Raw genomic sequence first — 24557 nt, forward strand, 5'->3', positions numbered from 1 at the left:
CGGTTGCTCTGTTTGGAACTGCGATATGGGCTCTGCAGCGTCAGTGACTGCTTATCTCCAGGTACCGGCAAAGCGAACTGTCGGTGTGGTGCGAATGACTGTCGGAGGGATGCGAATCGGTGTCGGTGGCGTGCGAATGGCTGTCGGAGGATGCGAATAGGTGTCGACGTGTGCGAAAGGCTGTCGATTTTGAAAAACCGCGTTGTGTCGGTTTTGCGTGCGAATCAGTGTTGGTTAGGCATGCGAATTAGTGTCGGAACCAATGCGAATACTCACACTCAGCTGCCCAGGGAACACTCCTGTGCTCTCCACATAGCGCAATGCGGATTGGCCATCGCTCCAGCCTACGTACTGCATCAGCGCTTTGAGATCCCAGCCGCTGCGGGTGGCCCAGGTGGCAAACCCGCGGCGCAGCGAGTGACTACTGTACAGCTCCGCAGGCAGCCCTGCCGCCTGCAGTACGGCGCGCATGAGTGGGACAACGCTATTTGGGTGCAAACCCTGCTCACCTAAATGCCCCCAGCGATCAATTCCACGGAATACCGGCCCACGCGCGATGCCCGCCACGCTGATCCAGTCGACGTAGGCTTGTACTGGGCACAGCCTGGCCAACGCCGGCGCGCTGAAGGTCTGGCCTTGGTTGTCGCGGTCGCCTTTGCTCCACGGCAGAAACAGTTGCATCCCCTCCCCGGCCCGCACCTGGATGTGCTCGACTTGCAGGCGGCACAACTCATCACTGCGGAACGCCCGCCAGAAGCCGATCAGGATCAACGCGCGGTCACGCCAACAGCGCAGCAACCGCGGCCAGTCGTCCTCCGCTCGTGCTCTACCCTCGGCCTGCTCCAACCACAGCACGCACTGCTCGAGCTGGCGCAGCTGCAAGGGTTCGGCCTGCTTCTCCTGACGCGGATGCAGCGTACGGATGCCTTTGAGAACCTGACGGACCAGTGGGGTCTTGGTTGGATCCGGAAAACCCTGGCTGACATGCCACTGCGCCAGGGCTGCCAGGCGCAGCTTGAGCGTGTTGCTGGACAGCGTGGCGGCGTGGTCGACCAGGTAGCGCACGATGGCATCGCTGGTCGCCGGCAAGAAGCCGCCCCAAGTCACCTCGAAGTGCTCAAGCGCCTGCTGGTAGCTGCGCCGCGTGTTGGCGCGGGTGCCGGCCTGCAGGTACCGCTCAATCTCCTGGCTCATCTGAGCGCATCCCCTTGGTGTACCGGTGAGCGACTGCCAAACGACGAAAATGGCGCTTCACCTTGGATAATTCGTGATTATCCAATTTTAATTCAGCTTCCTTCTAGTGCAAACTTTCGCTGAAACATAGAATGTAAATACAGGGTATGTAATACAGTACGTAATTGTAGGAGGCCAACATGGCGCGTGGCGGTATCAACAAGGCGGTGGTACAGAAGGCTCGCACCGCCCTCCTCGCCCGCGGCGAGCACCCGAGCATCGATGCGATACGGGTTGAACTGGGCAATACCGGTTCGAAGACCACCATTCACCGCTACCTGAAAGAGCTGGAACCCGCCGACCGCAGCCGCGGGGCGGTGCCGCTTTCGCTGAGCGAGCAATTAGCCAACCTGGTGAGCCAACTGGCCGACCAGTTGCAGGAGGAGGCGCAAGCCGCCGTCGCCGGCGAGCGGGAACAGTTGGGCCGCGAACGGATCGACTACCAGCAGCGGATTCAACAGGCCGAAAGCCGCATCCAACAGCTGGAAGGTCAGGCTGCCCTCGACGCCGAACGACTTCAGGCGACTCATCACGAGCTGCAGCAAGCACGCGAGCAGCGGCAGCAGACCGAGGTCGAGAACGCCCGCCTGCAGCAGGCCAATCGCGATCTGGAGGAGCGGCTACAGGATCGCGACGCACAGATCCATTCGCTAGAGGAAAAGCACCAACATGCACGCGACACCCTGGAGCACTACCGGCAGGCCAGCAAGGAACAGCGCGAACAGGAACAGCGTCGACACGAGTCGCAGGTGCAGCAGTTGCAACTGGAAACGCGTCAGCTGCAGCAGACGTTAATCGTCAAGCAGGACGAACTGACCCAGCTGAATCGCGACAACGCGCGCCTTCTCACCGAAGCAAGGCAGCTGCACAAGGATCAGCAGGCCCAGCAACGTCTGCTGGATCAGAAAGCTCTGGCCCTTGAAGCTCTGCAGAGCCAACTCAGCGCGATAGAAGCCATCAAGCTGGTCCTGGAGCAGCGCAATCAGGATCTACAGGGCGAACTGGACCGCTTGAGCAAGTCCAAGGCCAGGCGAGGCACCCGCCGACAGCCACGGAATGCCGAGCGCGCAACCGTGGCAGTAGATAAATCGGCTCCGCCAGCAAAAAGCAAAGCTGGCCGAGACGACTAGATGTAGCGGCCTGCATTTAAAAACGTCCCGACCTGCAATCAATACGATTTTCGACCGGAATTAACTGCGACTGACCGGCCCGGCAAACCAGCATTAACTGCGAATGAGCCTGCATTGATCCGCGCCGACCTGCATTCCATCGTCGCCAGCCTGCATTATTTGCAAATGACAGGACTCAGATAGGCAAGCCCGCTGCCAGCATCTTGTCACGTAACTCAACCGCCCGCGCCGGGTCTAGCGCATTACTGAACAGAGCCTTGATTTCGGTGGGTTTGGCATCGAATTGCTCCACTAGATCCTTGATGCGGTAGCCGTGACGAGTGAGGGTTGGCTCCAGATCATCCAGTTGGCGCGACAGCACCGATTGCACGAGTTCCGCCGAAACGGGTTTCTCGCCGGTCAGGTAGCCGGCTTCCAGTGCCAGGCTGAGGTGCAGTTGGATTTGCAGTGGCGTGCGCAGTTTAGTGGCGAGTAGGTCGATCGCGTCTTCGGTCAGAATCGACTCGGGTTCGACCTTCCCCGCAGTGCAGGTTTCCAGCAGCCACTGAATGTATTCCCGCTGACTGCCAGCAATGCCATCGAGCGAGAAGATGTCGGTGCGGTAGCCGATTTCCTCCATCGTCGGTCGGCGCAGGTCGTTACGCAGCTTGGGATGCCCGGCCAACACGATCGACAGCCGCCCGTCACCGTCCTCCACCAGCTCCATCAGACGCTTAAGACCGGTCAGGGTATGGCCGTTGAGGTCATGGGCCTCATCGACGAACAGGGCGACCGGGCGCTTGTTCTTCCTCACCAACTCGCGTAGGTCACGCTCACGCTTTTCGCCCTGGGTGGGGATGCGTACCTGCTTCTCGGTGGAGAGGTCATAGAAGAGCGCTGCGATGAAAGTGGCCAGCTTGATGCTGTGCTTTTCAATGGCGAGAGACTTGGAGACCGTGATCTTCTTTTCCTCTTCCATCGCTTGTTGAAGCCGGCGCAGCATTACGGTCTTGCCGCTGCCGATGACGCCGCACAGTGCAACCAGCCGTCCTTCGAAGATCGCCCCCTTGATGTCCTTGATCAACTGCTGATGGTGGGCGGTTTCAAAATAGCCGGCCTGGTTCAGTGGCAACGCCAGTCCGTAGTGCTGCATTACTTCAGCCCGCATGTTCTTCTCCTGTTTTCTTATGGCGGAAGTAGCCCCGCACGCGCTCCAAGACAATGCGGCGTGTCAGGGTTTCGCTCAGCACCTGATGGATGAAGGCTTGATCGTCGGGAGAGAGCTTAGCCAACGGCTGCGCTAGGTCATCGGCAATGGCGAGCTTGGCGGCGATGGCATTGGGAAACCGGTATTCGTGCGCCTCGGCATCGAAGGGTTGGCGTGGCAGTGCCGTCGGAATAATAGAGGGTGTGAGTCGCACATCGTCGCCAGCCAATGCGGCGATAGGCAGGCCAAGCTGGCCGGCTAGCAAGCGGATGCGATCAGAGCGCTCATCCGCCTTGCCGCGTTTGAAGGCGCGGTAACGATGTAGGGGAATTGGCCCGGAGACGGGGTAGTAAGGTCCGAAGCGCTCCCCCTCGAACTCGGCATAGAGTTCGTCATCGAACAAGCCCCAGAGCAACACCACGGTTTCGCCCGCCATGTCGGGCTCCACCTCGTAGGCCGTGCCGTCGATGGTGACGCGGGCATCGACGCCGACCTTGCGTCGTTCCGGCTCGCGGGCAAAGCGGCAAAACTGTTCCCAGGTGCACATTTCGCGCAGGCCCTCGACGGGCAGGTTGGCCAGCCAGTCCTCAATCCGCGAATGCGGTTCGGAGCGATGATCCTGCACGTTGTAGGTGCGCACCAGATAACGCAGCAGCCACTCATTGGCCTGCGCTTCGGTTTCCGGTTTGTGGAAGTGATACAGCGTCTCGTGGGCTTCCTTCACCGTGCGGAAGGGGCGCTCCACTTTGCCTTTCGAGCGAGCCGTGGTGCGGGTGCCATCCTTGCCGGCCGGGATGTGTGTCTGCCATTCGATGTCCAGCGCCTGCATGACGTTCTGGAATACTCGGCGTTTGGCCACCGGGCCGTTGTCCAGGTAGATCATCTTCGGGCGGCCTTGGAAGGGAAAAGTCGGGTCCGCCTTCAGCGTCATGGCGTTGAACAGGAAGCGCAGCGCTGACTCCGCGTCCTCGCCATATACACAGTGGTACTCCTGATAGGCCACTCCGCTGCGGTCATCCACCACGCTGAACAGCATCAGCGTCGGCATGCCCCTAGCCGGATCGATCCAGTCCGGCTTATCGATGTGCTTGAGGTCGGAGGGCGACAGGTCGAACTGCCAGCAGTCATTGCTGTGCGCAGCCTGAAAGCGGGTGGCCGGTGGTTGCCGCAACAGCCGCGACTGGTCCAGGTGCCAGCGGCTTAGGTACTCGTTCACCGTGCTGCGGGTCAGAACCCCTTTGGGCGCCTTGACCAAGCCTTGCTCGGTTTCCACCCCATAGCCCTCCAGCAGCTCGATGGCACGGCGGGTAGATAGGTGCCGCCCTTGTTTGTTGGTGGTGCGCAGTTTCAGCGCGGCAATTAGCTCGCAGTAGCGCTCCAGCTCGGCCTGCTGCAATACCCGCGGCTTACCATGGTCGGCGCGGTGAGCCGCGTGGGGTTTATGGATGAGGTTCAGCGCCCGGTATACGGTGCTTGGGGACACGCCGTACAACTCGGCTATCGCGGCCACCTGAGTAATCCGTTCCGGGCTTTTCTTGGGCAGACGGTCGAGCCGCTGCCGCAACTGCATCAGCGAATCGGTCGGGATGGCTTTACGCCGCCCGCTGGGCATCACGCTCGGCCTCGGTGAGATAGTTGTAGAGCGTCGAGCGGCCGATGCCCATCATCCGACAGATTTCCGCCACGGTATGTTTCCGCTCATGGTAGAGGCGCAGGGCAAGCTCCTGCTTGGCCGGGTCGAGCCGTTTCTTGCGTCCGCCCTTGCGGCCTCGCGCCCGTGCAGCGGATAAGCCGGCTTGGGTGCGCTCGCGGATTAGGTTGCGTTCGAACTCGGCCAAGGCACCGAACAGGTGAAACACCAGGCGGCCACCAATCGAGGCGGTGTCGATGTTTTCCTGCAAGCTGCGCAAGCCGACGCCGGCGGCGTCCAATTGCTCAACCAGCCGGATCAGATCCTTCAGCGAGCGGCCGAGGCGATCCAGGCGCCAAATCACCACGGTGTCGTCACGGCGTAGCGTGGCCAGCAAAGCGGTCAAGCCAACCCGCTCAGCCTTGGCACCGCTGGCGGTATCCTCGAACACCCGCTCGCAGCCGATCTTCGCCAGAGCATCGCGTTGCAGATCGAGGAGTTGGTCGTCGGTCGAGACGCGGGCATATCCAATCAACATGGCGTTGTCCAACTATTCAGCGATAGTTCAGTGTAGTCGGATACTGAAAGATGGAGACTGTAGTTGGATGCCAACGATGCGGGTTTGCGTGGGAATTGCCTGCTCAGAGCGTGGAGTCCAACAAACGAAGGTTTATTGGACTGTCCGTACCATTGATGTTCACTTGTAGAAAGTGAGCCCATCGCGATGGAATACAGGATCGGTTGGTCAGGCTTTCAATGCCAGGATTCGGCGCGCACCGTTCAATACGATGAGGCCAACGACCGTACCAATCACCAAGTCTGGGTAGGGAGAGCCCGTCCACGCAACCAGCGCGCCGGCGACGATAACGCCAATGTTCGCGAGCACATCGTTGGCCGAAAAAATCCAGCTCGCTTTCATGTGTGCACCGCCTTCGCGATGGCCATAGATCATCAAGAGACAGCTGGCGTTTGCGACGAGTGCAACTAAGCCAATCCCCATCATCAGCATCGACTCAGGTTCGCTGCCATAGTGGAAGCGTCTAGCCACCTCCACGAGTACGCCCAGTGCCAACAGGATCTGAAAGAAACCCGCCAGGTGCGCAGCGCGAACTTGCAGCTGTGCACTGCGGCCGACGGCAAAGAGAGCCAAGCCATAGACGGCAGCATCCGCAAACATGTCCAGCGAGTCGGCAATAAGGCCCGTCGACTGAGCGATCAACCCTGCGCCCATCTCGATAACAAACATGGCAGCGTTGATGCCGAGCAAAATTTTCAGGGTGCTCGCCTCTTTCGACGCCGCTAATTCCTCATCAGCGCGATTGGTCGAGGCTGCTTCCTGACTAGCTGGTTGAGTCCCCAGTAGCGCTGCCCCTAGACCCAGGGACTCCAGCTTGGTAGTGATTGGGTCAACCGCCCCGTCATGGAAAGCGAGTACCTGCCTGCTGCTCAGATCAAAGGACAACGAACGAAGCTCAGGCAAGCTATTCAGCGCGAGCCGAATCATTCGCTCTTCCGAAGGGCAATCCATCTTGGGTACAGAAAAATGGCTGACCCAGGCTCCTTCGGTCGAGGGCGCGCTCGCTGCTTCAGCAGGCGCTGACACTGAACCGCAGCCACAGGATTTTTCACACGAGCTCATGATCCGCCTCTCCTATCAGGTTCAATTCTGGCAATTGAAAACCATATAGCAGGTATAGGGTCAAGCCTGGATATACTGGCTGTTTATCGAGGAGCAGCCTATGCGCATTGGTCAACTTGCACAGCTGACGGGAGCGGACATTCAGACCATTCGTTTCTATGAGCGCCAGGGCCTGCTTGCATCGCCCAATCGCCAGGCAAATGGCTACCGAGCCTACGAAGCGGATCATGTGGAGAAACTGCTGTTCATCCGCCGTTGCCGGTCCTTTGGCATGTCGTTGGACGAAATTGGTGTTTTGCAGAGCGTTCAAGCACAGCCGCAGCAACCGTGCGCGGCGGTCAATACGCTGCTTGATAGCCATATCGCCCAGGTCAGGGCCCAGATCGCATCCTTGCAAGCCCTGGAAAACCAGTTGGTGACGTTACGCAGCTGCTGCGATGACGAACGACAAAGCCTGGACTGCGGAATACTTTCGGGTCTAGTGGAGGGAGGCAAACGGCTTCCATAAGGCGCGCTAGAAAAGTGCCATTCGCTTCTGCTCAAAGCGTAGAGCTTGACCCTATAGCGGCTACAGGGTGTTCACTTGCACGATCGGCCCAGAATCATGGCCTTCCAACTGCTGCGCAAGTGAGTTCCAGATGAATACCGCCCTCCGCAATGCCATCGATGAAGCCTTTTTCCAGGCAAGGACAGCACTCCGTGAAAAGGCGCCAACCGAGGCATTCCCCTGGCTCGAGCGCGCCCACATCTTGAGCCAGCACATGCCCGTCCTGCATGCGCGGAGCCATTGGTTGATGCTAAGGGCTGGCTGGCAGTTGCGCGACTACCGGGAAATGTTCGGCCAAGCACCACGGATCATCGCTGCCGTGTTGTTCTCGAAGATCTGGGTACCGCTCGGCAATACCGGACGCGCGAGGATCAGTGCATTCGCGCCGATGCCCGTCTCACCCGGATTGCAGCGACTGTTTCAGGGAGCGAAACAATGAAATCGCCACTTGGAATGGCGCACCGTATCACTCCCGGGCTCTGGTGGACGCTATCGCTAGCCGTTGCCCTGGCCGACCAGGCGATCAAATATGTAATTGAGGGTTCGCTCTCGGTCGGCGCCGTGGTTCCTCTGACCCCAGTCTTCAATCTGGTCCATTTCTGGAATACCGGCGCAGCGTTCAGCTTCCTAGCTGACGCGGGCGGTTGGCAGCGCTACTTCTTCATTCTCCTCGCACTGGTTGTTTCGATTGGGCTCGCGTTGCTCTTGCGTAAGCCCAGGGCCAAGCTCGAAGCGCTGGGCTATAGCCTCATACTGGGAGGGGCAGTGGGGAATCTGATCGATCGCAGCTTCCGAGGCCATGTGATCGACTATCTGGATTTTTTCTGGCAATCCTGGCATTGGCCTGCATTCAACTTGGCGGACATCGGCATCGTGGGCGGTGCCGCCATGTTGCTCCTGAGCAGTGTGCTGAGTCCAAGCGCGGAACTGGACCGGGGCAGATAATGCGAAGCTCGGATGCCGCAGAAGTGGCTCGCTGGTCAGGCCATGCCTGGGTCGGCCCCGGTATCGGCGTCTTTCTCGGCCATGCCGCCCACCAGGATTGGCACCATCATCAAGCACATCAAATTGCAGTGGGGCTCGACGCCGCGATAACGGTTGAAACGCCGTTGGGTGGGCAATCTGGGGCTGCCATCTTGATTCCGGCAGGCTTGAAGCACCGGCTCAGTGCTGGGCAGGTCCTGTCGATCTACCTGGATGTGCTGTCCGATGAGGCGCGTGCCTTGCGGGTGAGCGGAGCCGTGAGGCTGATGGAGATCGTAGCGGCCGATATTGCTGCGATGGTCGAGGCACTGAGGGCGTCGGGGCATTCGCCTGTCCAGTTGCAGGCGCAGGTACGTCGGCTGTTGCGGCTTGCCGATCCACCAATCCCTGATCCGCGCTTGACCAAGGTCACCGCAGCGCTGCGCGAAGGCCAAATGGGGCGTGAGGCAATGGCCGCGTTGGTGCATTTGTCACCCACGCGTTTTTCCCATTGGTTCGTGGAGCAAACCGGCCTGCCGTTGCGCAGCTATGTCAAATGGCTGCGCCTCACCCAAGCCCTGCAACACCTGGCCAAAGGGGGACGGCTGACCGAAGCCGCGCATGCGGCGGGTTTTTCCGACTCGGCGCATTTCTCCCGGACATTCAGGGCGCTGCTGGGCATCGATCCGTCCTCCGCCCTGGCTGCGGTCGATCTCCAGAAGTCATAGCTCTTTCGTTCAAGTCGAACGTCGTCCTCTGCACCTACCGTGAAGGCTCTCTACATAGGAGCTGAGCGATGTCCACTTCTCTTCGATTCGCCCTACGCTGGTTGAGCTATCCGCTCGTGTTTGGTGGCAGCGCCGCCTTCATGGTCTGGGCCTTGTACGCCGGGGTGCCGTACTGGCCCAGCACACCCTTGGTAGCCGCAGTCGGTCTATTGGCCGTCGCGGGGCTGGAGCGTATCCAGCCTTTCCGGGAGGGCTGGCTGGAGGATCACCAGGACACCCTGACCGACCTGGTGCATATGCTGGTGAATCTTTCCGTCATCCAGTTCACCGCCGAAATCCTGGCCAGGCTGGGCGATGCAGTGCCGGCTACAGTTCGTCTCTTCCCAGTCGAGAGTCCACTTTGGGTTCAGCTGCTGCTGGTCGCCGTCGTGCTCGATCTGAGCCTGTATGCCATGCACCGCATCAGCCACCACGTACCCTGGCTGTGGCGTTTTCACATGATTCACCACAGCGCCGAGCGCTTGTACTGGATGAATGGGGAGCGCCGGCATCCCCTACATGCGATGCTCATGGCTGGCCCGGGATTGGTGCTGCTGTTTGCATCCGGCGCGCCTTCGGCAGTGGTTGCCACCTGGTTCGGCATTCTGACCGTTCACTTGGGCTTTCAGCACTCGAACCTGGATTACCGGCTGGGTTGGCTGCGCCATGTCATCGGGGTGGCTGAAATTCATCGTTGGCACCACAAGCGCGACTTCGAAGATGCCCAGGTGAACTTCGGCGAATTTCTGATGGTGTGGGATCGGCTATTCGGGACGTTCTACGACAGTACAGGAAAGCAGGGCGACGCCAATGTCGGCTTGCGTGAGAGGGACTATCCCAAGGGTTACCTTGGTCAGTTGACCGAACCCTTTGGGCGAGACCGAGCCCGCACATAGCGTAGTGGGCCTCAAAGCTGTAGGCCCCATGTGTTTGCCTGGAATGATCTGGCTCGTGGGCGGAAGAGACTAGATGTTCCCGCATGCCAAGCAGACATGCGCTCTAACGAGGCAATCGATTCACTACCTATAAGCCCCGTCATTTGCAATTAATGCTGGTTGGTAGCCATGGAATGCAGGTCAGCGCGGATAAATGCAGGTTCATTCGCAGCTAATACTGGTTTGCCGGGCCGGTCAGTCGCAGTTAATTCCGGTCGAAAATCGTATTGATTGCAGGTCGGGACGTTCTCGTTTGCAAGCCGTTACAGATAGGAATTACTTGCTTCAGCTTGTCAATTTTCCGCAGTACCAAAATACCTTTTCATAGGCAGAAACAAGATTCACGATTTGTCATATTTATGCACGAACAGAATTGCGTAGACTAACAACCGCTAGTCAAGAACTGTTCCGAACAAATGCAGACCGAGCACACCCTCACGAGCATATCTGACCTCTTGGAGTTGAAGGTGGCGATCCAATAACGGAAAGTCCTTCCTGGGAAAACCACCCAAATAACGATGCAGTGCTCTATACCCGGCCCCATCGACATAAGGAAAGGCTGCAGCCCGATGTAAGTCCCTAGATATTAGTAGACCAATCTTTGCATCCTCACACGCTTCAATGAACATCAAAAATCTTGAATAAGGAATAATATCTAGCAATGAAGCAGCAAATATCATGCTTCCAAATCTACTTGGCGGGTCCGCGATGGAAGCCCCCTTGAATATGCTTTGCTCAAAGGAGGTCGGATCAGAAAACCGCATACCTCTCTCTGTCTGAAAATGGATTCTCGCAGATCCACCTCGACCACCATGAAAAGGAGCTTGAAGAAAAATACAGAATAACTTATTGAATAAATCAACCACGATATATCTCCGACTAGCTCTGCTACCAGTAAGAAAGTGCTCAATCTTCATAAGAGTGGTACAGCGGAAACGTGAAAACCATGGGTCTTCCGCCACATTACTTCTTGAGACCGAATTACATTCTTGGACAAAAGCATCCCACGCTTTCGAGTAACGAGACGCATCAGATAGCGCGACCAATTCCTTTTTATGCATACTGCAAATACATGAATGGGAATAGCACCAATTTTTTCGCCATATAGGTAAATGACCATTGGCTACGTCATTTCGCAAACAGTCCGGACAAAAGAAACGGCGATAACTCCATTCAACTGCAGTTCCATTACGTAAACCGAAATAAACACTCAACCATTCTGGATTAATGTCCTCACGCCCTTCCCCCAGGCGTTGAGACGCTGAAAAAAAATCAACATCTGGATCAGCGGACCTGAACTCTAGCCCTTCCCACCAATGCAACGGACGTTCGGCCAATTCCAGGCGCGTAAATTTTATTATATGCCGATTAAGGCTGCACCGAAAAAGCCATGACGATAGCGTCTCGTCAAAATTCGGCGTTAGTAGCGCACTTAATCTCACATCTAGTAGCCCCAGAGATTTTTGTTTGCACGCTGCAGCATATTCAGATCAATTTTCTCAACGCCTAGCTTTACTGCATAACATGCAGCACTTCTAATCAACTCGAGAGTCTTGTCCATTCGGCCATAGGTAATAGATAAAATCGACCTTACCATCTCCTCAGAATAGAGCTGCGATGGCATTCGCAATGGCAATGATTCCTCGACTTCTAGCAAGAACGATCTAAAACCCTCATCTTCACACCAATCCGTAAGCGTAACCTCATGAAATCGCCTTTTAAATTCATCATTGGACTGCAGGGCATTCCGCGCGCTAACGGTGCCAAAGCAAAATAACTTCAATCCATACTCGACCCCAAGTAATTTCTTGAGGATTGACATATTAACTCGCTGCTCTTGCTTAGGACGCAAAAGTGCATCATGAAATTCATCGATAACCAAGCCCCAAACTCTTCTAAGCCTGATAACCTCTCTAATTTCATTTGGGATAATATCCGAGCCGCTTTTAGGTCTCACCCCAGAGGCTAGAGGCAAACCGAGAGCCAAGGCGAGTTCGGCTTTAAGGCTTTTCTTGACGCTTATCTCAGGCGACTCGGCCATGGATATAACAACCAATCCTTCACTATTCTTAATTCGCTTCGGGATTTGTGATATTATGGCCGTTTTCCCCGAACCACCAGGGCCGATCACGAGCAGCGCGGGGGCATTAATGCGATCTGGGACTTCCGCAATATTATTCATCATTCTAAAAACTGCTTCGCTGGAATTATTATCAACCCAAAGCTCATTATGAATTGCGGCTATTCGAGTATCCACATCGGCGGATAAATACTTCTGTATGTCAGATCGAACGTGTTCGCTACTCATTTGCTCCCCCCAGATCTGAATCTTTCCGGAAGAGCTGAATAGTCAGGCTTGACTTTTTCGGGCTTAACTGCCGGATTGTCGCCAATAGGACCAGGGTAGGCATCAAGATAGGCTTTTTCCGCAGCTTTTCGGCGTCTTTGCTTACGCGTTAAGACGATGCTCTCTTTCTCGATGCCCTGCTTTTCCCTGTAGGCTTTAAGCCCTCCAGCACTATCAATTGCCCCGACTCGAACTGGCCGCCTATGTAACCTGCTTGCACGATATTCTTCATAACTTGGTGCTTGGATCGTTAAGTCGGATAGACGAATTGAGCAGAACTGTCCATTTAACTTAACCCACACCTCATTCAAATTAAACGGATCAAATTTAACAACCGCCTTATTAGTCCCAACAAAGGGCACTAAAATAGGATCCCAATACGTCTGACCGTGTAACTTTATACCTTCGGGGTTAATTTTTCGTACTTCTTGAGGCATAAACCAAAGCTTCAGCTGCTCCGGTTCTGAAATTTTCGGTGGATACGGAAGCCCACCGGAGGGAGCAAAATAGTCATACCAAGCTTGCCGCGGACTAACTTTCAACGCACTATGAATGGTCGAGTGATAAACAACCACTTCGCGTGCAAACCAACGAGAAAAGTCGAAGAATGTCATTGTGGCATTCTTTTCGCTGTCGAGATCTCTTCGTGCAACTGAGTTCGACATTGTTGTTCCTTTTAAGAGGTGGACTTTTGTCGTCATGAAAGTACCAATCAATCGTTCAACATGACCACCAAAGTGCTTTTCACCAACTGGTCGATATTCGGGATGTATTCCAAATGACTCGCATCCAGCTTTAAATTTGGGACTGGTGAACTCCGCAGCATTATCCATGTGCAAAACGTCTGGCTTACCATAATAGGGATAGTCTACGGGATCTATGCCCATGCTTTTGGCAAAACCTATTTTAGGAAGCACACTTTGACTAAGTGCACACGCCACAGAAACTGACGACGGAACGTGAAGGCTGAGGTAATAGCCGACAATCACTCTTGTATATATATCAATTATCACCGTCAACCAAGGGCGACCAATCACATTGATACGATCATCCGCTAAAAGGATAATGTCGACCAACGTGTGATCCATTTGCACCCATTGCAACGGCCTTTCGACTTTTTTCTTTCCCGGTCGCGCCGAGAACTGTTGTGCTGCGGCATCGGCCCCGGCTTTGATTTTGACTCTTTTTTTCTCTGAGAGAATTAACTTCACACGTCGTAAAACTGTAGCTTTACAAGGGGATGGTAACCCCTGCTCTTTACATGCGACATCTACCTCGAGCCACACTTTGCTATAGCTAGCACCTTTCGAATTGTAAACTTTATGAGTCGCATCAAAAACAATTACCTCTACAGCTTCATCTAATCTAGTAACTCCTTTCTTAACCCCACGCCGCTGAAGAACCAATGACAGAGGACCAATTTCCTCATCACACATCTTAGCCAAACGAAAAAAATAGCTCCGCGACAAATTCAGCTTCACACAAGCTTGAGCGGTTGTTACTTCCTTCACCCTCCACTGGCTAATAACGTTGTACCGCTCTACAGCTAGCGATAGCTCGTCTTCTCCATAATCATTCACATTCAAATTTATTACATTACCCCCAGCCACCCCTCCTGTGAGACCAACAATCCTCTCAATATCGCGCTGAGAAACCATCAAAGCTTCGCCAGTTGCCTTAACGACTACCCTAATGCTCTTTGCGCTAAGAATCTGTTGAATTGTGGCAAGCTTTCCCTTTGCGACTACTAGCTCCCCAACAATTAGTTGATCTGTCATATATAGTTTCGCTGCAAAATTTGGAGAGAAACATCTTTCGACAACATATCGCCAAGGGTGATATTGCCTGTAACAACGCAGACGGCATTTAAAAAATAGACTATGAGATGTTATTTCGCCAATTTTGTCTTTTTTTTAAACTGAAACGAAGCTATGTCACTGATTTATATATGAAAAATCTAGTCTCTTTTTTGAGCAGGCATCACACTGGCGTTTCTCGGCCAACGACAGCCACCTGTACCCCGGCGCGCTGCTGCGCGATCTCGATGCCTCCCGCGAAGTGCCGTTGTCTTCGGGCGATGAGCTGCTGGTGGAATTCAGCGACGGCGTGATCGCCCGTGGGCGACTGCTGGAAGTCGGAACGGATGCGGTCGTCCTGCAGATGCCGCTCTACTGCACGGCACGCGGAACCGATGTGCAGGCTCGGACGTGGCGTGTCGTGCCGGGTGACGAGCCCGGTCTGATGAAGGTGAACAAGCGCCTTGCCTGCGGCGTGATGTCGGGCCCTATTCCTTCTCGGCCCAGCGTTCCTTGATTTCGAGGATCGCCGGCATCTGGCCGATGAAGAGCTCCACCAGTTCGGGATCGAAATGGCGGCCGCTCTCGCGGCGCAGCAGCGAGATGGCTTCCTCGACCGGCCAGGCCGCTTTGTAGGGACGCACGCTGGTCAGCGCGTCGAACACATCGGCGATGGCGACGATACGCCCGGCCAGGGGAATTTCCTCGCCCTTGAGGCCGTTGGGATAGCCACTGCCGTCCCACTTTTCATGGTGGGTCAGCGCGATGATGCGCGCCGTCTTCAGCAGCCCCGAGTCGTGCTCGCCGATGATTTCCGCGCCGATCTGCGCGTGCTGGCGCATCACCGCCCACTCGGCGTCGTCGAGCTTGCCGTTCTTCTGCAGGATGGCGTCCGGTATGCCGATCTTGCCCACGTCGTGCATGGGCGCGGCGTTGAGCAGATCGTCCGCCTCGCGCTCGCTGTAGCCCGCGGCCTTGGCCAGGACGTAGGTGTAGTGGCTCATACGGATCACGTGCAGGCCAGTCTCGTTGTCCTTGTATTCCGAGGCCAGGCCCAGGCGCTGGACGATCTGCAGGCGGGTCTCGTGCAGTTCCTCGGCACGCACGAGCGACAGGTGCGTGCGCACCCGGGCGCGGACGATGGGCGGGCTGACGGGCTTGGTGATGTAGTCCACCGCGCCGACCTCGAAGCCTCGGGCTTCGTCCTCCACGTCGGCCAGGGCGGTGACGAAGATCACCGGGATGGTCGAGGTGGCTGGCTGCGACTTGAGCCGGGCGCAGACTTCGTGGCCGGTCATACCCGGCATCATCACGTCGAGCAGGATCAGCGCCGGATTCTCCCGCTCGGCGAGTTCCAGCGCCTTGTCGCCGTCCTTGGCAAACAGCAGGCGGTAATCGTCCTGCAGGATCTGCCGCAGCACCTGCAGGTTGGTCGGCTCGTCGTCCACCAGCAACAGCTTGGGGCGGGTATCGGCGGGTCTGATCATTGCGGCATGCCTCCATGGCCGAGCAGCTCGGCCAGCAGCGCGTCGGCGCGCTCGAAATCGAAGTCGTTGATGGCGCCTTCCAGGGCATGGGCCTGACGCGCCGGCAGCGCGGCACTCAGGCGTTGCAATGCGTCCTCGGCCAGCTCGCCGTGACGCAGGGCGCCCCGGACCTGTCCGACAAGCGCTGACAATTCGGCCTCGGCGATGGCGGGCCTGGCGCCCTCTTCCACCGCGGTTTTCTCCGCCGGCAGCTCGCTCGGCAACGCGTCGAGCGCCGCCACCAGCGCGGCCAGCAGCTCTTCCACCGAGGCCGGCACGGCGCCCTTGAGCGCGTGCTCCAGCTGGCCGGCCAGGCGACTGGCCCGCAGCAGTGCCAGGTTGCCGGCGGCGCCGCGCAGACGGTGTACCAGTTCGATGGCTTCGAGCTGCCGCCCATCCCGCAGCAGGCCCTCGACCTCGGCGCAGCTATGGGCATGCTCGGCGAGGAAGCGGCGGATCGCCGCCGCCATGGCCTGCTCGCTGCCCCACAGCTGGATGCCGCGCGGCCAGTCGATGGCCAGATCCTGCTGGGGCTCGGCCGCCGGCACCTGAGTGGTTGCGGTCGGCTCCAGGCCGATCACCCGGGCAATTTCCGCCAGCAGCCGGTCCATCTCCAGTGGTTTGGAGGCGAAGCCGTCCATGCCGGCCTCGCGGGCGGCGCGGCGATCCTGCTCCAGCACGCTGGCGGTCAGGGCGATGACCGGTGTCGGCCGCAGGCCGTGGGCCTGTTCGTGGCGACGGATGCGCCGGGTCGCCTCCAGGCCGTCCATGCGCGGCATCTGCACGTCCATCAGCAGCACGTCGAAACGCCCACCGACGAAGGCGGCCAGTGCCTGCTCGCCGTCGCCGGCGGTGGTGACCCGGTGGCCCATGGCGCCCAGCGTCAGGCTGAGCAGCTCGATGTTCTGCGGCACGTCGTCGGCGGCCAGGATGTTCAGTTCCGGAAGCTGGCAGACGGTGGTGATGATCTCCCCTGCCCTGGCCTCGCCGACCTGTAGCGGCAGCTGCACATGGAACACGCTGCCCGCGCCATCGCGGCTCTCTACCCGGATGCTGCCACCCATCAGCTCGGTCAGCTGGCGGGCGATGGTGGTGCCCAGGCCGGTGCCGCCGAAGCGCCGGCTCATGGAGGCGTCGGCCTGGGCGAAGGGGTCGAAGATGTGCTGCAGGCGGTCCTCGGCGATGCCGATGCCACTGTCACGCACGGACAGCTGCACCCTGCCCGGCTCGCCGCTCACTTCCAGGCGCACCCAGCCGCTCTCGGTGAACTTCACCGCGTTGCCCACCAGGTTGGTCAGCACCTGCTGGATGCGCAGCGGGTCACCCTTGAAGAAGTCGCCCAGGCTCTCCTGATAGTCCAGGCTCAGGGTCAGCCCCTTGCCTTCGGCACCCAGGCGCAGGGCGTCGCAGACCTGCCCGCAAAGCTCGCGCAGGGAGAAGTCCACGTGCTCCAGCTCCACCGCGCCGCGTTCCAGCTTGGCGGTGTCGAGGATGTCGTTGAGCAGGCCGAGCAATGAGCGCGCGGCCTGGCGCACCGTGCCCAGGTGCCGGCGCTGCTGCTCGCTGAGAACGTCGTCCAGCAGCAGTTCGGTGAAGCCGATGATGGCGTTCATCGGCGTGCGGATTTCGTGGCTCATGTTGGCCAGGAAGGTGGTCTTGGCCGCGGCGGCCAGCTCGGCGCGCTCCTTGGCGATGCGCAGCGCTTCCTCCATCTCGCGGCGCTGGCTGAGGTCGGTGGCGAACTGGATCACCTTGAACGGCTTGCCGTCGGCGTCGAAGATCGGGTTGTAGGACGCCTGTATCCACACTTCGCGGCCGCCCTTGCCGAGGCAGAGGTATTCGCCGCTGTCCAGTTCGCCATGGGCCAGGTGTGCCCAGAACTGGTCGTAGGCGCCGCTGTCGACGTAGCGCTGCTCGCAGAAGATGCGGTGGTGCTGGCCGATGATCTCCGCTTCCTCGTAGCCGGTCAGTTCGAGGAAGTTGCGGTTGGCGCTGAGCACGCGGCCGCCCAGGTCGAACTCGATCACCGACAGCGCGCGGCCGATGGCGTTGACCGTGCCCTCGAACTCGGCGTTGCGCAGCTTGCTCTCGGTGATGTCCAGCATCACCCCGTCGATCCAGTGCGGCGCGCCCTGCTCGTCCGCCGCCCCGCTGCCGCTCTCCCAGACCCACACCTCGCTGCCGTCGCGGCGGGTCAGGCGGTACTCCACCTGGTAGCTGCGGCCCTCGGCGAGGGCGTCGCGGGCCAGCTCGCCGACGCGCACCTGGTCGTCCGGGTGGATCAGCTGGGTGAAGTGACGCCGGCCGGCGACGAAATCCTCGGCCGGCCAGCCGGTGAGCTTCTCCACCGCGTCGCTGATGAACAGCATGCTCCAGTTCTCGTCCAGCTGGCAGCGGAAGGCCACGCCGGGGATGTTGCCGATCAGCGAGCGGTACTGCTGCTCGCTCTCGCGCAGGGCCTTCTCCATCGCCTTGCGCTCGCTGATGTCGCTGATGAAACCGACGAACAGGGTGCGCTCGAACAGTTGGGCGCGGCCGATGGCCAGGCGGATCGGCAGTTCGGTGCCGTCCTTGCGCAGCAGCTCCACTTCACGGCTGCCGCCGATGATCTGGCTCTCGCCAGCATTGAGCAGCTGCGGCAGGTAGTTGGCCATGCCCTGCCGGTAGCTCTGCGGGATGACGGTGTCGATGTGCCGGCCGATCAGCTCGCTCTTGTCCCAGCCATACAGCTGCGCGGCGGCGGCGTTCATGCTCTCGATGATGCCCTGGTCGTCGATGGTCACCACGCCGTCCACCGCCGTCTCCAGAATGGCCCGCAGGCGCTCCTCGCTGGCCTGCATCTGGCGGTACAGCTGGCGATAGCGCAGCAGGCCGTTGATCCCGGCGACGAAGACGGTCAGGGAAATGGTGATCAGCGCCGTGGCCAGGGCCAGGAACAGGCTGAAGTCGCCTTCGGCGCCGACCGGATCGGGGCTGCCGACGAAGCGCGCCGCGGCCATGCCGGTGTAGTGCATGCCGCTAATGGCCAGGCCCATCACCAGGCCGCTGGCCATGATCGCCTTGCCCGAGCTGAGCCGGCCGCGCAGGCCGAAGCGCACCCACAGCGCGAGAATCGCCAGGCCCACCGCCACCAGGATGGACAGGGCGAACCACCAGGGGTCGTAGCGCAGCAGCGGCGCCATGCGCATCGCCGCCATGCCGCTGTAGTGCATGGCGCCGATGCCGGCCCCCACCAGCACGCCGCTGCCGACCAGTTGCAGGCGCGTCACCTGGCGCCGGGCCAGCAGCTGCAGGGCGACCCAGGAGGCTCCCAGGCTGGGCAGCAGCGACAGCAGGGTCAAGCCCGGCGCGTAGCTGACCGGAGCGCACAGCTGGAACGCCAGCATGCCGATGAAGTGCATGGCCCATACGCCGCCGCCCAGAGCCAGGGAGCCGGTGAGCAGCGCCGTCTGCCGGTGCAGGGTGTTGCGGCTGAGACGCGCCATGCCCGCCACCTGCAGGGCCATGCCGGAGGTGAAGGTGGCGATCGCCAGCGACAGCGCTACCAGCCACGGGTTGTGGCTGCCGAACAGGAGCAGGCTGGGATCGGCGTCGAGAAGGAACAGGCTGGTCAGATACGACATGCGGGCGGCGACTACAAGGCGACGGCAGAGATTCTATGCGGGCAGAAAAGTATCGGCATGACAGTGGCCCGGCTTTAGCCGCCATTAGATAGCCATCATCCACAGAACTCCAGCTCTGCACGCCGGACGGCAGAAAAGCCTGGGCCCAATTGACCTGCGCCTGCGATAGCCATACAGGAATATGATTGTGAGCGGCAGCCGTTCCGCGGACTAATGAGCGAGCTGACGAATTACACCATGGCGGACGAGCTACGTGTTAAAGCAGGCTCTGGATATGGCGATCGCTACAGGTGATGTCTTGCGGTCGACAAGGATGGAAAAACGAAACGCCGCAGATGTTTTTTCTGCTGCCAGTGAAGAAGGCAAAGCCCGAAAGCTGATTGCAATCAATGGGATCACACGCGAAAGCGGATCACGGCTCATGGCTTGGTTCACGATTAACCAACGGAGCATTGCTGACCTGAGCGGTGCGACCCCATGAGACTAGCACCTTAAGATCTATTCGGCCTCTGCCCAGATACAAGCATTCTCAGCGTCAACTTTTATTTTAGCTGCTCAGTATAAAAACTAGCTGGGCTCTGCTTACTCCTGAAGGCAGCCGGATCGCTCTAGAATGCACTTTATAGGCGATTATAGTGAACCGCCCCGGTTTTTGTGGCGGCTGTTTCGTTTGAGTCAGGCCGCAATGGCTTGACCTACTTGTTGCTGGTGGATTAGGAGCCATACGCGCTGGTAGTGGCTATCGCGGATCGGAACAACGAGGACACTCACCGTTAACTCCAGGGATGCAGCAAGCCGGAATCACTAAGAGCCTGTTACAACGAGGAAACATTGATCTAGGCCTGCAGTATCGCTAGAAGCTCCTGGTTTTCCTTGCCGCCCACTTTCCCCGCCAAGATGGCGGCGGCCTCAAGGCGAACTGCCATGGGCAGCGGTGCGTGCAGGGCGATCATGCGCAGTTCGACCTTCACGAGCGCAGCCGACTTGCAACGTGCAAGCTGCAACACTAGCGTGAGGCAATCGTTATTTGCGAGATCGAACCCCACACCCTGCTTAAACGGCACGCGCGCGACTTTTGCCGCGCCGGAGACATCGCCGGTGCGCTCAAGTGCGAGCGCGTAAGGTGCCATGGTGGCCCACAGCTCGGGGCTAGCCGGCTGCGCGGCGGCTTTATCCAAGGCCATATCTAGCAGCATCACCTGTGCGTCGTACTTCTGCTGTTCCGTCGCGGCGAGCGCTTCCAGCGACTGCACCATTTCCGCCTCGCCCAGCGCGCGGGAGCGCAATAGATCAATCCAAATGCGGCCAGCACGTCTGGCTACCCATTCGAGCATTTTCGTGCGGTCGTTGTCGTAGGCCGGCTTAGGAATAGCTATGAGCGCTGCGCACCTGCGTAGCATCCATGCCGCATCGGGCTGCGGGTCACCTTCATCCTCGTCCCCGCTCAACATGCCGAGCACGCGCAAGGCAATGCCGAAGTTGCCTTCATCACTCGCGAAAATGCATAGCGAGCGCAGCGGCATTCCATCGCCAGGCTGCTCAAGGCAACGCAAGAGCACTTGCTCCAGCGGAACCTGGCCATATCCCAGCACACTCATGATACTGACCGCGTCCTCGCCACTGACGCCAGGCTTGGCGAGCAAGTCTACCAGAGCCTCGCTCCACACCGGAAAAAGTTGTTTTGCAGCTTCGGCCATTTCGACACGCACGGAAGGCGGCCACGGACCCGACACGACTTCGCCCGCCAGTGCGACGCCTTCCAGTTCATCCACTGTACGCTCTGCGGACTCATCGAGTTCATGCGCAATGCCGCGCGCCTGCTCCGCGGCTTCCTGTACCCAGCCCAGTTCGGCCAGCGTTTTCACCGCATGTAGCCGCACCGCCGCGGGCACGGCGCTGTCCCGTGCCACGTCGCCCAAGCCCGGCGCATCGCCCAGCTGCCCTAGGCAACGCACCGCGAACCGCGCCGCCATGGGGTTGAGGTCGCCCATGCGTATGACCCGCGCAATATGGCCCGAACAACCCATGTCCATGAGGTTACGGATCTCAGTGGCGCCACCATGCGCGCCTGGCCTCGTCAGCGCATGCATGCATTCGTCAGCAGCAATACCCACTTGGCCGGCTTCGCCCAAGCTCACCACGCAGTTGCCCCACTCCGGCGCACCGCGCAGCTGCACCAGCAATTGCTCGATTCGCCTGCGCGGCGTCTCGCCGCCATCCCCCACCAACCAGGCCAGCGTCGACGCAAAACGCGCGGAGAGCGGCATCGACGCATCGGCGCTGGCGCGATCCAGTATGTCCAGCCGCTGTGCATGGCCCACCCCCCCGACCAGCGCGGCCAACGCCGCATCACTCAAGGCCGCGTCTTGCAGCAAGGACAGCACCGCGTCCGCATCGAGCGGCGCGAGAGGCTCGGCAAAGAGAACGGCCGCCTGTGCATACCCCTGCAGCGTGGGCGTTTCGGCTGCGCTGTCACGCAGCGCATGCACCCACGCGGCACATGCCTGCGCGTCCTGCGCTGGTGCGCACATGGCGGCCAGAATTGCGGGTACGGAAGACCTCAGCGGCGGGCGCTCCGTAATGCCGGGCACCACCAACGCGCGCCGCAGCATTGCTATGTCGCCCTCGCGCTCCACATCGAACTTGCAGAATGCCAGCAACTGCCCGGCCTGCTCTGCCATCGCGCCGTCGCGGTAGCGCCGCCATCCGGCGGCAGCCGCAGCAAGGCGGGTGTCGGGCGGGATGTCGCCAGCATCAAGTACCGTCTGCAGGTGTGCGGCGGAACAGTACTCCGCGATTACCTCGGCCATCCTCCACTCTTCGGCTGCACGGAGTTGACGCTCACCGTCCCGCCCATACCGCAGCGCATCGATCATACGCGGGGCAGCTGCATCTCCCTCACCCGCACGCGCCAGCAGCGTCGCCGCCGCCCTCGCCACGCTAGGCTCCGCGTCCAGATAGTGGAGCAATGCGGCGCTGCCTGCCTGGTCGAGCGTGAGCTCCAGAAACGCCCACATGCGTATCGCGCACTTCTCGGGGTTTTCGTCGAATTCCTTCACCAGCATTTGCACGAAGCGCTCGCGTCGCGTGAGCAGACGCAGCACGTCTAGCGGGTTAGGTGAGCGGAACTCCAGGAATATTTCGGCACAGGGGTTCCAGGAACTCAGGTTGTCGAATAGCGCGGCCGTTACTTCCGCCTCATCTTCCGCAGGTAGCTGCACGCCTTCGGCCACTGCCATGCCGGTGAACTGCAATCCTCTGAGCGAGCTTTCCATGAGTGGCGAGAGCAGCGACCAAATCTCGCGCTGGGCCGCCTCGCCCTGTTCGCTCCAACGTGCCAGCGCCAGCAGCACTATCTCGCGCCAGCGCGGCTCCGACCACTTGCGTACCACCGGCCACATGGCTGCGGCCTGAGGCGGCGTGCCGGCAGTGATTGTTTGTGCAGCCAGTGCCTCGCGGATGGTGTTGTGGAAAAACTCCAGGCGCCCGGCCGTGCCGCTAATAAACAGGCCGCTGCCCAACATGAGGTCGTTCATCAGCACCCATTGCTTGTCGGCCTGTAGCGAACCCGCGGGCTCCATGGGCAGCACACCGTCGTCCTGAGCGATACGTACCAGGGGCTGCACGAAGTCGTCCGTGCCCAGACCGATCCTGCCCTCCTGGATTTCCACCGCCAGCCGCCTGGCATACTCCAGTCGCCTGCCCCACAGCACTCCCGCGAGCGCCTTGCCATCGCGCGAACGATCCAGACCGACGCACAGGATTTCAAAGCCCTCCTTGGCTTTCTCCTCGCGCTCCTGCAACATTAGTTCGACGAAACGGTCGTACAGGTCGCTGCGGCGGCGCGGCAGCATGCGGCCCGGCGAGCGCTCGAACACTACCGCGGCCATCGTCGCCAACGCGGGAATCGAGGCAAGCCCCTCCATGCGCGACAGTCGCACTTCGTCGATAAATTCCTCCGCCAGCCGGGCCGGCGTCTGGCCAGCGAACCACGCGTCGGCAAATGCCTCCAACTGTAGACCGGTGAAGGGCTGCAATACAAAGTGATGTGCCAGTGCGGGCGCGAACTCATCCAGCACCGCTAGCGGCCGGCTAGCCAGCACAAGGCGCACCGGGCTACCGCGGAATGCCGGCATGCTGAGGCGCAGTCGATTCACGATGCGGCTGCGGTCTCCCACGTCGACGACTTCATCCAGGCCATCTACCATCAGCAACCAAGACGCCTGGGGCGGCAGCCACTGCGCATCGTCACCCAACTCCGCATGCAGCACACTGCCGCAATCCGCGGCGACAAGCTTCGCCGCGTGGACGATGACGGGCACCAGCCTGCGCGCGTTCCGCGTGCGCCAATGCTGTGCTGCGAGCGACGCAAGCCAGCGCAGCAGCACGGATTTGCCGGTGCCGGGGTCACCGCGCAGCACCAAGTGCCGTGTGTCACCATGCAGCACGTCCAGCAAGGTGTCAGCACTGCGCATGCCCTGCGGTGCGGTGGCGCCACGGCGCTGCGGGTTGTGCGGCGCGCGGAAGCGGGGCGCGATGAAAATGTCGGAGAGATTTGGCGCAGCGCGGCGCAGGAAGGGCAGGCGGTGCGTCGGTCGATCCCACTCCGGTTCCTGGCGCGAAAAATATTGCGACACCGTGCCGGCGGATTGCCATTGCGCCGGCGCACGGTCACGCCACTTGCTCAACTGCGCCCATACATCGTCCAAACGCGTGGCGAAAAGCGTGATCTGCGCCAGATCCTCCGGGTAGCCAGTCAGAACGCCGATGACGGCGCCTCGCGCGTCGAGCACTGGCCCGCCTGACAGCCCGCGCATGAAAGGCTTCGGCCCCTGCTCGCAGTTCAACACAAGGTGGTACATGCCGTTCGCCGCAGAGCGCGGCGAAGATATCGTGCCATCCAGCGGGAAACCAGCCGGGTAGCCCAGCGGATAACCCCAACTGTGCCAAGCATCGAGCCGGATCCAGTCTCCGTCGTCATTCAGGGGTAGAGCCGGCGGATTCAGTTTTTCGTCATCGAAGCGCAACAAGGCCACGTCGTAGAGCGCGCTGTAGTCGATGCATTTCGCGGTGGTTTCGCCGAGAGCGCAAGTGAGTATCTGCGTGCCCACACCTTTCACCACATGCCATGCCGTGATGGCGAGGCCGGGGCCGCACACCCAGGCTGTGCCCAGGTGCGTACGCGCGCCGTCGGCCGCACAGACCTTGAGAACGCTTTGCTCCAGTGCGGCCATG

General features: G+C 59.6%; 19 protein-coding genes. 7 read left to right on the forward strand and 12 right to left on the reverse strand.

All coding sequences use genetic code 11. From position 1 onward, the window contains the following. Positions 1-234: 234 nt before the first annotated feature. Entirely contained in the window at positions 235-1194 is a 960-nt protein-coding gene (locus N7640_RS07140) for a site-specific integrase (RefSeq protein WP_003246779.1), read from the reverse strand. Positions 1195-1373: 179 nt separating this feature from the next. On the opposite strand from N7640_RS07140, the gene N7640_RS07145 reads away from it, so the two are divergent. Continuing rightward, complete coding sequence (locus N7640_RS07145) at positions 1374-2363, forward strand: DNA-binding protein (protein WP_279902424.1); 990 nt, start codon at positions 1374-1376, stop codon at positions 2361-2363. 175 nt (positions 2364-2538) lie between these two features. Here N7640_RS07145 and N7640_RS07150 read toward each other — a convergent pair whose 3' ends face one another. The 4 genes from N7640_RS07150 to N7640_RS07165 all read right to left on the reverse strand — a co-directional run bounded on the left by N7640_RS07150 (position 2539) and on the right by N7640_RS07165 (position 6821). Beyond that, positions 2539-3510: an AAA family ATPase gene (locus N7640_RS07150; RefSeq protein WP_279902425.1), complete on the reverse strand. Its 972-nt coding sequence runs from the start codon at positions 3508-3510 to the stop codon at positions 2539-2541. Continuing rightward, positions 3500-5137 (reverse strand): DDE-type integrase/transposase/recombinase, encoded by a 1638-nt coding sequence (locus N7640_RS07155; RefSeq protein ID WP_200876640.1) that lies wholly within the window; start codon positions 5135-5137, stop codon positions 3500-3502. Before N7640_RS07155 ends, N7640_RS07150 begins: the two co-directional genes overlap by 11 nt. A 4-nt stretch (positions 5138-5141) precedes the next feature. Beyond that, positions 5142-5717, reverse strand: a complete 576-nt coding sequence (locus N7640_RS07160; RefSeq protein ID WP_033902375.1) for a recombinase family protein — start codon at positions 5715-5717, stop codon at positions 5142-5144. A gap of 207 nt (positions 5718-5924) precedes the next feature. Beyond that, entirely contained in the window at positions 5925-6821 is an 897-nt protein-coding gene (locus N7640_RS07165) for a cation transporter (protein WP_085986662.1), read from the reverse strand. 97 nt (positions 6822-6918) lie between these two features. Between N7640_RS07165 and cadR the strand changes: the two genes are divergently transcribed. From cadR to N7640_RS07190, 5 genes are all read left to right on the forward strand, one after another. After that, the gene (cadR, locus tag N7640_RS07170) at positions 6919-7326 is read left to right on the forward strand and encodes a Cd(II)/Pb(II)-responsive transcriptional regulator (protein ID WP_024015046.1); all 408 of its coding nucleotides are present in this window, start codon (positions 6919-6921) and stop codon (positions 7324-7326) included. Between the two features lie 130 nt (positions 7327-7456). Then, entirely contained in the window at positions 7457-7804 is a 348-nt protein-coding gene (locus tag N7640_RS07175; RefSeq protein ID WP_024015047.1) for a DUF3703 domain-containing protein, read from the forward strand. After that, positions 7801-8310, forward strand: coding sequence for a signal peptidase II (gene lspA, locus N7640_RS07180; RefSeq protein ID WP_003452327.1), 510 nt, complete (start codon positions 7801-7803; stop codon positions 8308-8310). The genes N7640_RS07175 and lspA overlap by 4 nt, the downstream gene beginning before the upstream one ends. Continuing rightward, positions 8310-9056 carry an AraC family transcriptional regulator gene (locus N7640_RS07185; protein WP_036992934.1) on the forward strand — a complete coding sequence of 249 codons (747 nt, stop codon included), beginning with the start codon at positions 8310-8312 and terminating at the stop codon, positions 9054-9056. The genes lspA and N7640_RS07185 overlap by 1 nt, the downstream gene beginning before the upstream one ends. A 68-nt stretch (positions 9057-9124) precedes the next feature. Then, positions 9125-9991, forward strand: coding sequence for a sterol desaturase family protein (locus tag N7640_RS07190; RefSeq protein ID WP_036992931.1), 867 nt, complete (start codon positions 9125-9127; stop codon positions 9989-9991). Between the two features lie 431 nt (positions 9992-10422). Here N7640_RS07190 and N7640_RS07195 read toward each other — a convergent pair whose 3' ends face one another. The 3 genes from N7640_RS07195 to N7640_RS07205 all read right to left on the reverse strand — a co-directional run bounded on the left by N7640_RS07195 (position 10423) and on the right by N7640_RS07205 (position 14155). After that, a complete protein-coding gene (locus N7640_RS07195) occupies positions 10423-11367 on the reverse strand; it encodes a hypothetical protein (protein WP_279902426.1) in 945 nt (314 codons plus the stop codon). A 107-nt stretch (positions 11368-11474) separates the two neighbouring features. Next, positions 11475-12338, reverse strand: coding sequence for a TniB family NTP-binding protein (locus N7640_RS07200; protein ID WP_053069166.1), 864 nt, complete (start codon positions 12336-12338; stop codon positions 11475-11477). After that, positions 12335-14155, reverse strand: coding sequence for a Mu transposase C-terminal domain-containing protein (locus N7640_RS07205; RefSeq protein WP_279902427.1), 1821 nt, complete (start codon positions 14153-14155; stop codon positions 12335-12337). Before N7640_RS07205 ends, N7640_RS07200 begins: the two co-directional genes overlap by 4 nt. Positions 14156-14465: 310 nt before the next feature. On the opposite strand from N7640_RS07205, the gene N7640_RS07210 reads away from it, so the two are divergent. Further along, positions 14466-14690 carry a hypothetical protein gene (locus tag N7640_RS07210; protein ID WP_279902428.1) on the forward strand — a complete coding sequence of 75 codons (225 nt, stop codon included), beginning with the start codon at positions 14466-14468 and terminating at the stop codon, positions 14688-14690. On the opposite strand, the gene N7640_RS07215 is transcribed toward N7640_RS07210, so the two are convergent. From N7640_RS07215 to N7640_RS07230, 4 genes are all read right to left on the reverse strand, one after another. Then, entirely contained in the window at positions 14662-15660 is a 999-nt protein-coding gene (locus N7640_RS07215; RefSeq protein WP_279902429.1) for a two-component system response regulator, read from the reverse strand. The two genes, N7640_RS07210 and N7640_RS07215, sit on opposite strands and share 29 nt — an antisense overlap. Further along, a complete protein-coding gene (locus N7640_RS07220; protein ID WP_279902430.1) occupies positions 15657-19322 on the reverse strand; it encodes a PAS domain S-box protein in 3666 nt (1221 codons plus the stop codon). The genes N7640_RS07215 and N7640_RS07220 overlap by 4 nt, the downstream gene beginning before the upstream one ends. 249 nt (positions 19323-19571) lie before the next feature. Beyond that, complete coding sequence (locus tag N7640_RS07225; RefSeq protein ID WP_279902431.1) at positions 19572-19745, reverse strand: hypothetical protein; 174 nt, start codon at positions 19743-19745, stop codon at positions 19572-19574. A 413-nt stretch (positions 19746-20158) separates the two neighbouring features. Then, the gene (locus tag N7640_RS07230) at positions 20159-24556 is read right to left on the reverse strand and encodes a serine protease (RefSeq protein ID WP_279902432.1); all 4398 of its coding nucleotides are present in this window, start codon (positions 24554-24556) and stop codon (positions 20159-20161) included. Position 24557 lies beyond the last annotated feature (1 nt).

Origin of the sequence: Pseudomonas sp. GD04015 (genome assembly GCF_029837675.1) — a bacterium.
Lineage (GTDB): Bacteria > Pseudomonadota > Gammaproteobacteria > Pseudomonadales > Pseudomonadaceae > Aquipseudomonas > Aquipseudomonas paralcaligenes.

Coding starts and splice junctions, on each gene's coding strand:
- N7640_RS07145 (WP_279902424.1), top strand. CDS start 1,374: ATGGCGCGTGGCGGTATCAACAAGGCGGTGGTACAGAAGGCTCGCACC.
- N7640_RS07140 (WP_003246779.1), bottom strand. CDS start 1,194: ATGAGCCAGGAGATTGAGCGGTACCTGCAGGCCGGCACCCGCGCCAAC.
- N7640_RS07225 (WP_279902431.1), bottom strand. CDS start 19,745: ATGAGCCGTGATCCGCTTTCGCGTGTGATCCCATTGATTGCAATCAGC.
- N7640_RS07175 (WP_024015047.1), top strand. CDS start 7,457: ATGAATACCGCCCTCCGCAATGCCATCGATGAAGCCTTTTTCCAGGCA.
- N7640_RS07215 (WP_279902429.1), bottom strand. CDS start 15,660: ATGATCAGACCCGCCGATACCCGCCCCAAGCTGTTGCTGGTGGACGAC.
- N7640_RS07185 (WP_036992934.1), top strand. CDS start 8,310: ATGCGAAGCTCGGATGCCGCAGAAGTGGCTCGCTGGTCAGGCCATGCC.
- N7640_RS07190 (WP_036992931.1), top strand. CDS start 9,125: ATGTCCACTTCTCTTCGATTCGCCCTACGCTGGTTGAGCTATCCGCTC.
- N7640_RS07220 (WP_279902430.1), bottom strand. CDS start 19,322: ATGTCGTATCTGACCAGCCTGTTCCTTCTCGACGCCGATCCCAGCCTG.
- N7640_RS07205 (WP_279902427.1), bottom strand. CDS start 14,155: ATGACAGATCAACTAATTGTTGGGGAGCTAGTAGTCGCAAAGGGAAAG.
- N7640_RS07160 (WP_033902375.1), bottom strand. CDS start 5,717: ATGTTGATTGGATATGCCCGCGTCTCGACCGACGACCAACTCCTCGAT.
- lspA (WP_003452327.1), top strand. CDS start 7,801: ATGAAATCGCCACTTGGAATGGCGCACCGTATCACTCCCGGGCTCTGG.
- N7640_RS07200 (WP_053069166.1), bottom strand. CDS start 12,338: ATGAGTAGCGAACACGTTCGATCTGACATACAGAAGTATTTATCCGCC.
- N7640_RS07230 (WP_279902432.1), bottom strand. CDS start 24,556: ATGGCCGCACTGGAGCAAAGCGTTCTCAAGGTCTGTGCGGCCGACGGC.
- N7640_RS07150 (WP_279902425.1), bottom strand. CDS start 3,510: ATGCGGGCTGAAGTAATGCAGCACTACGGACTGGCGTTGCCACTGAAC.
- cadR (WP_024015046.1), top strand. CDS start 6,919: ATGCGCATTGGTCAACTTGCACAGCTGACGGGAGCGGACATTCAGACC.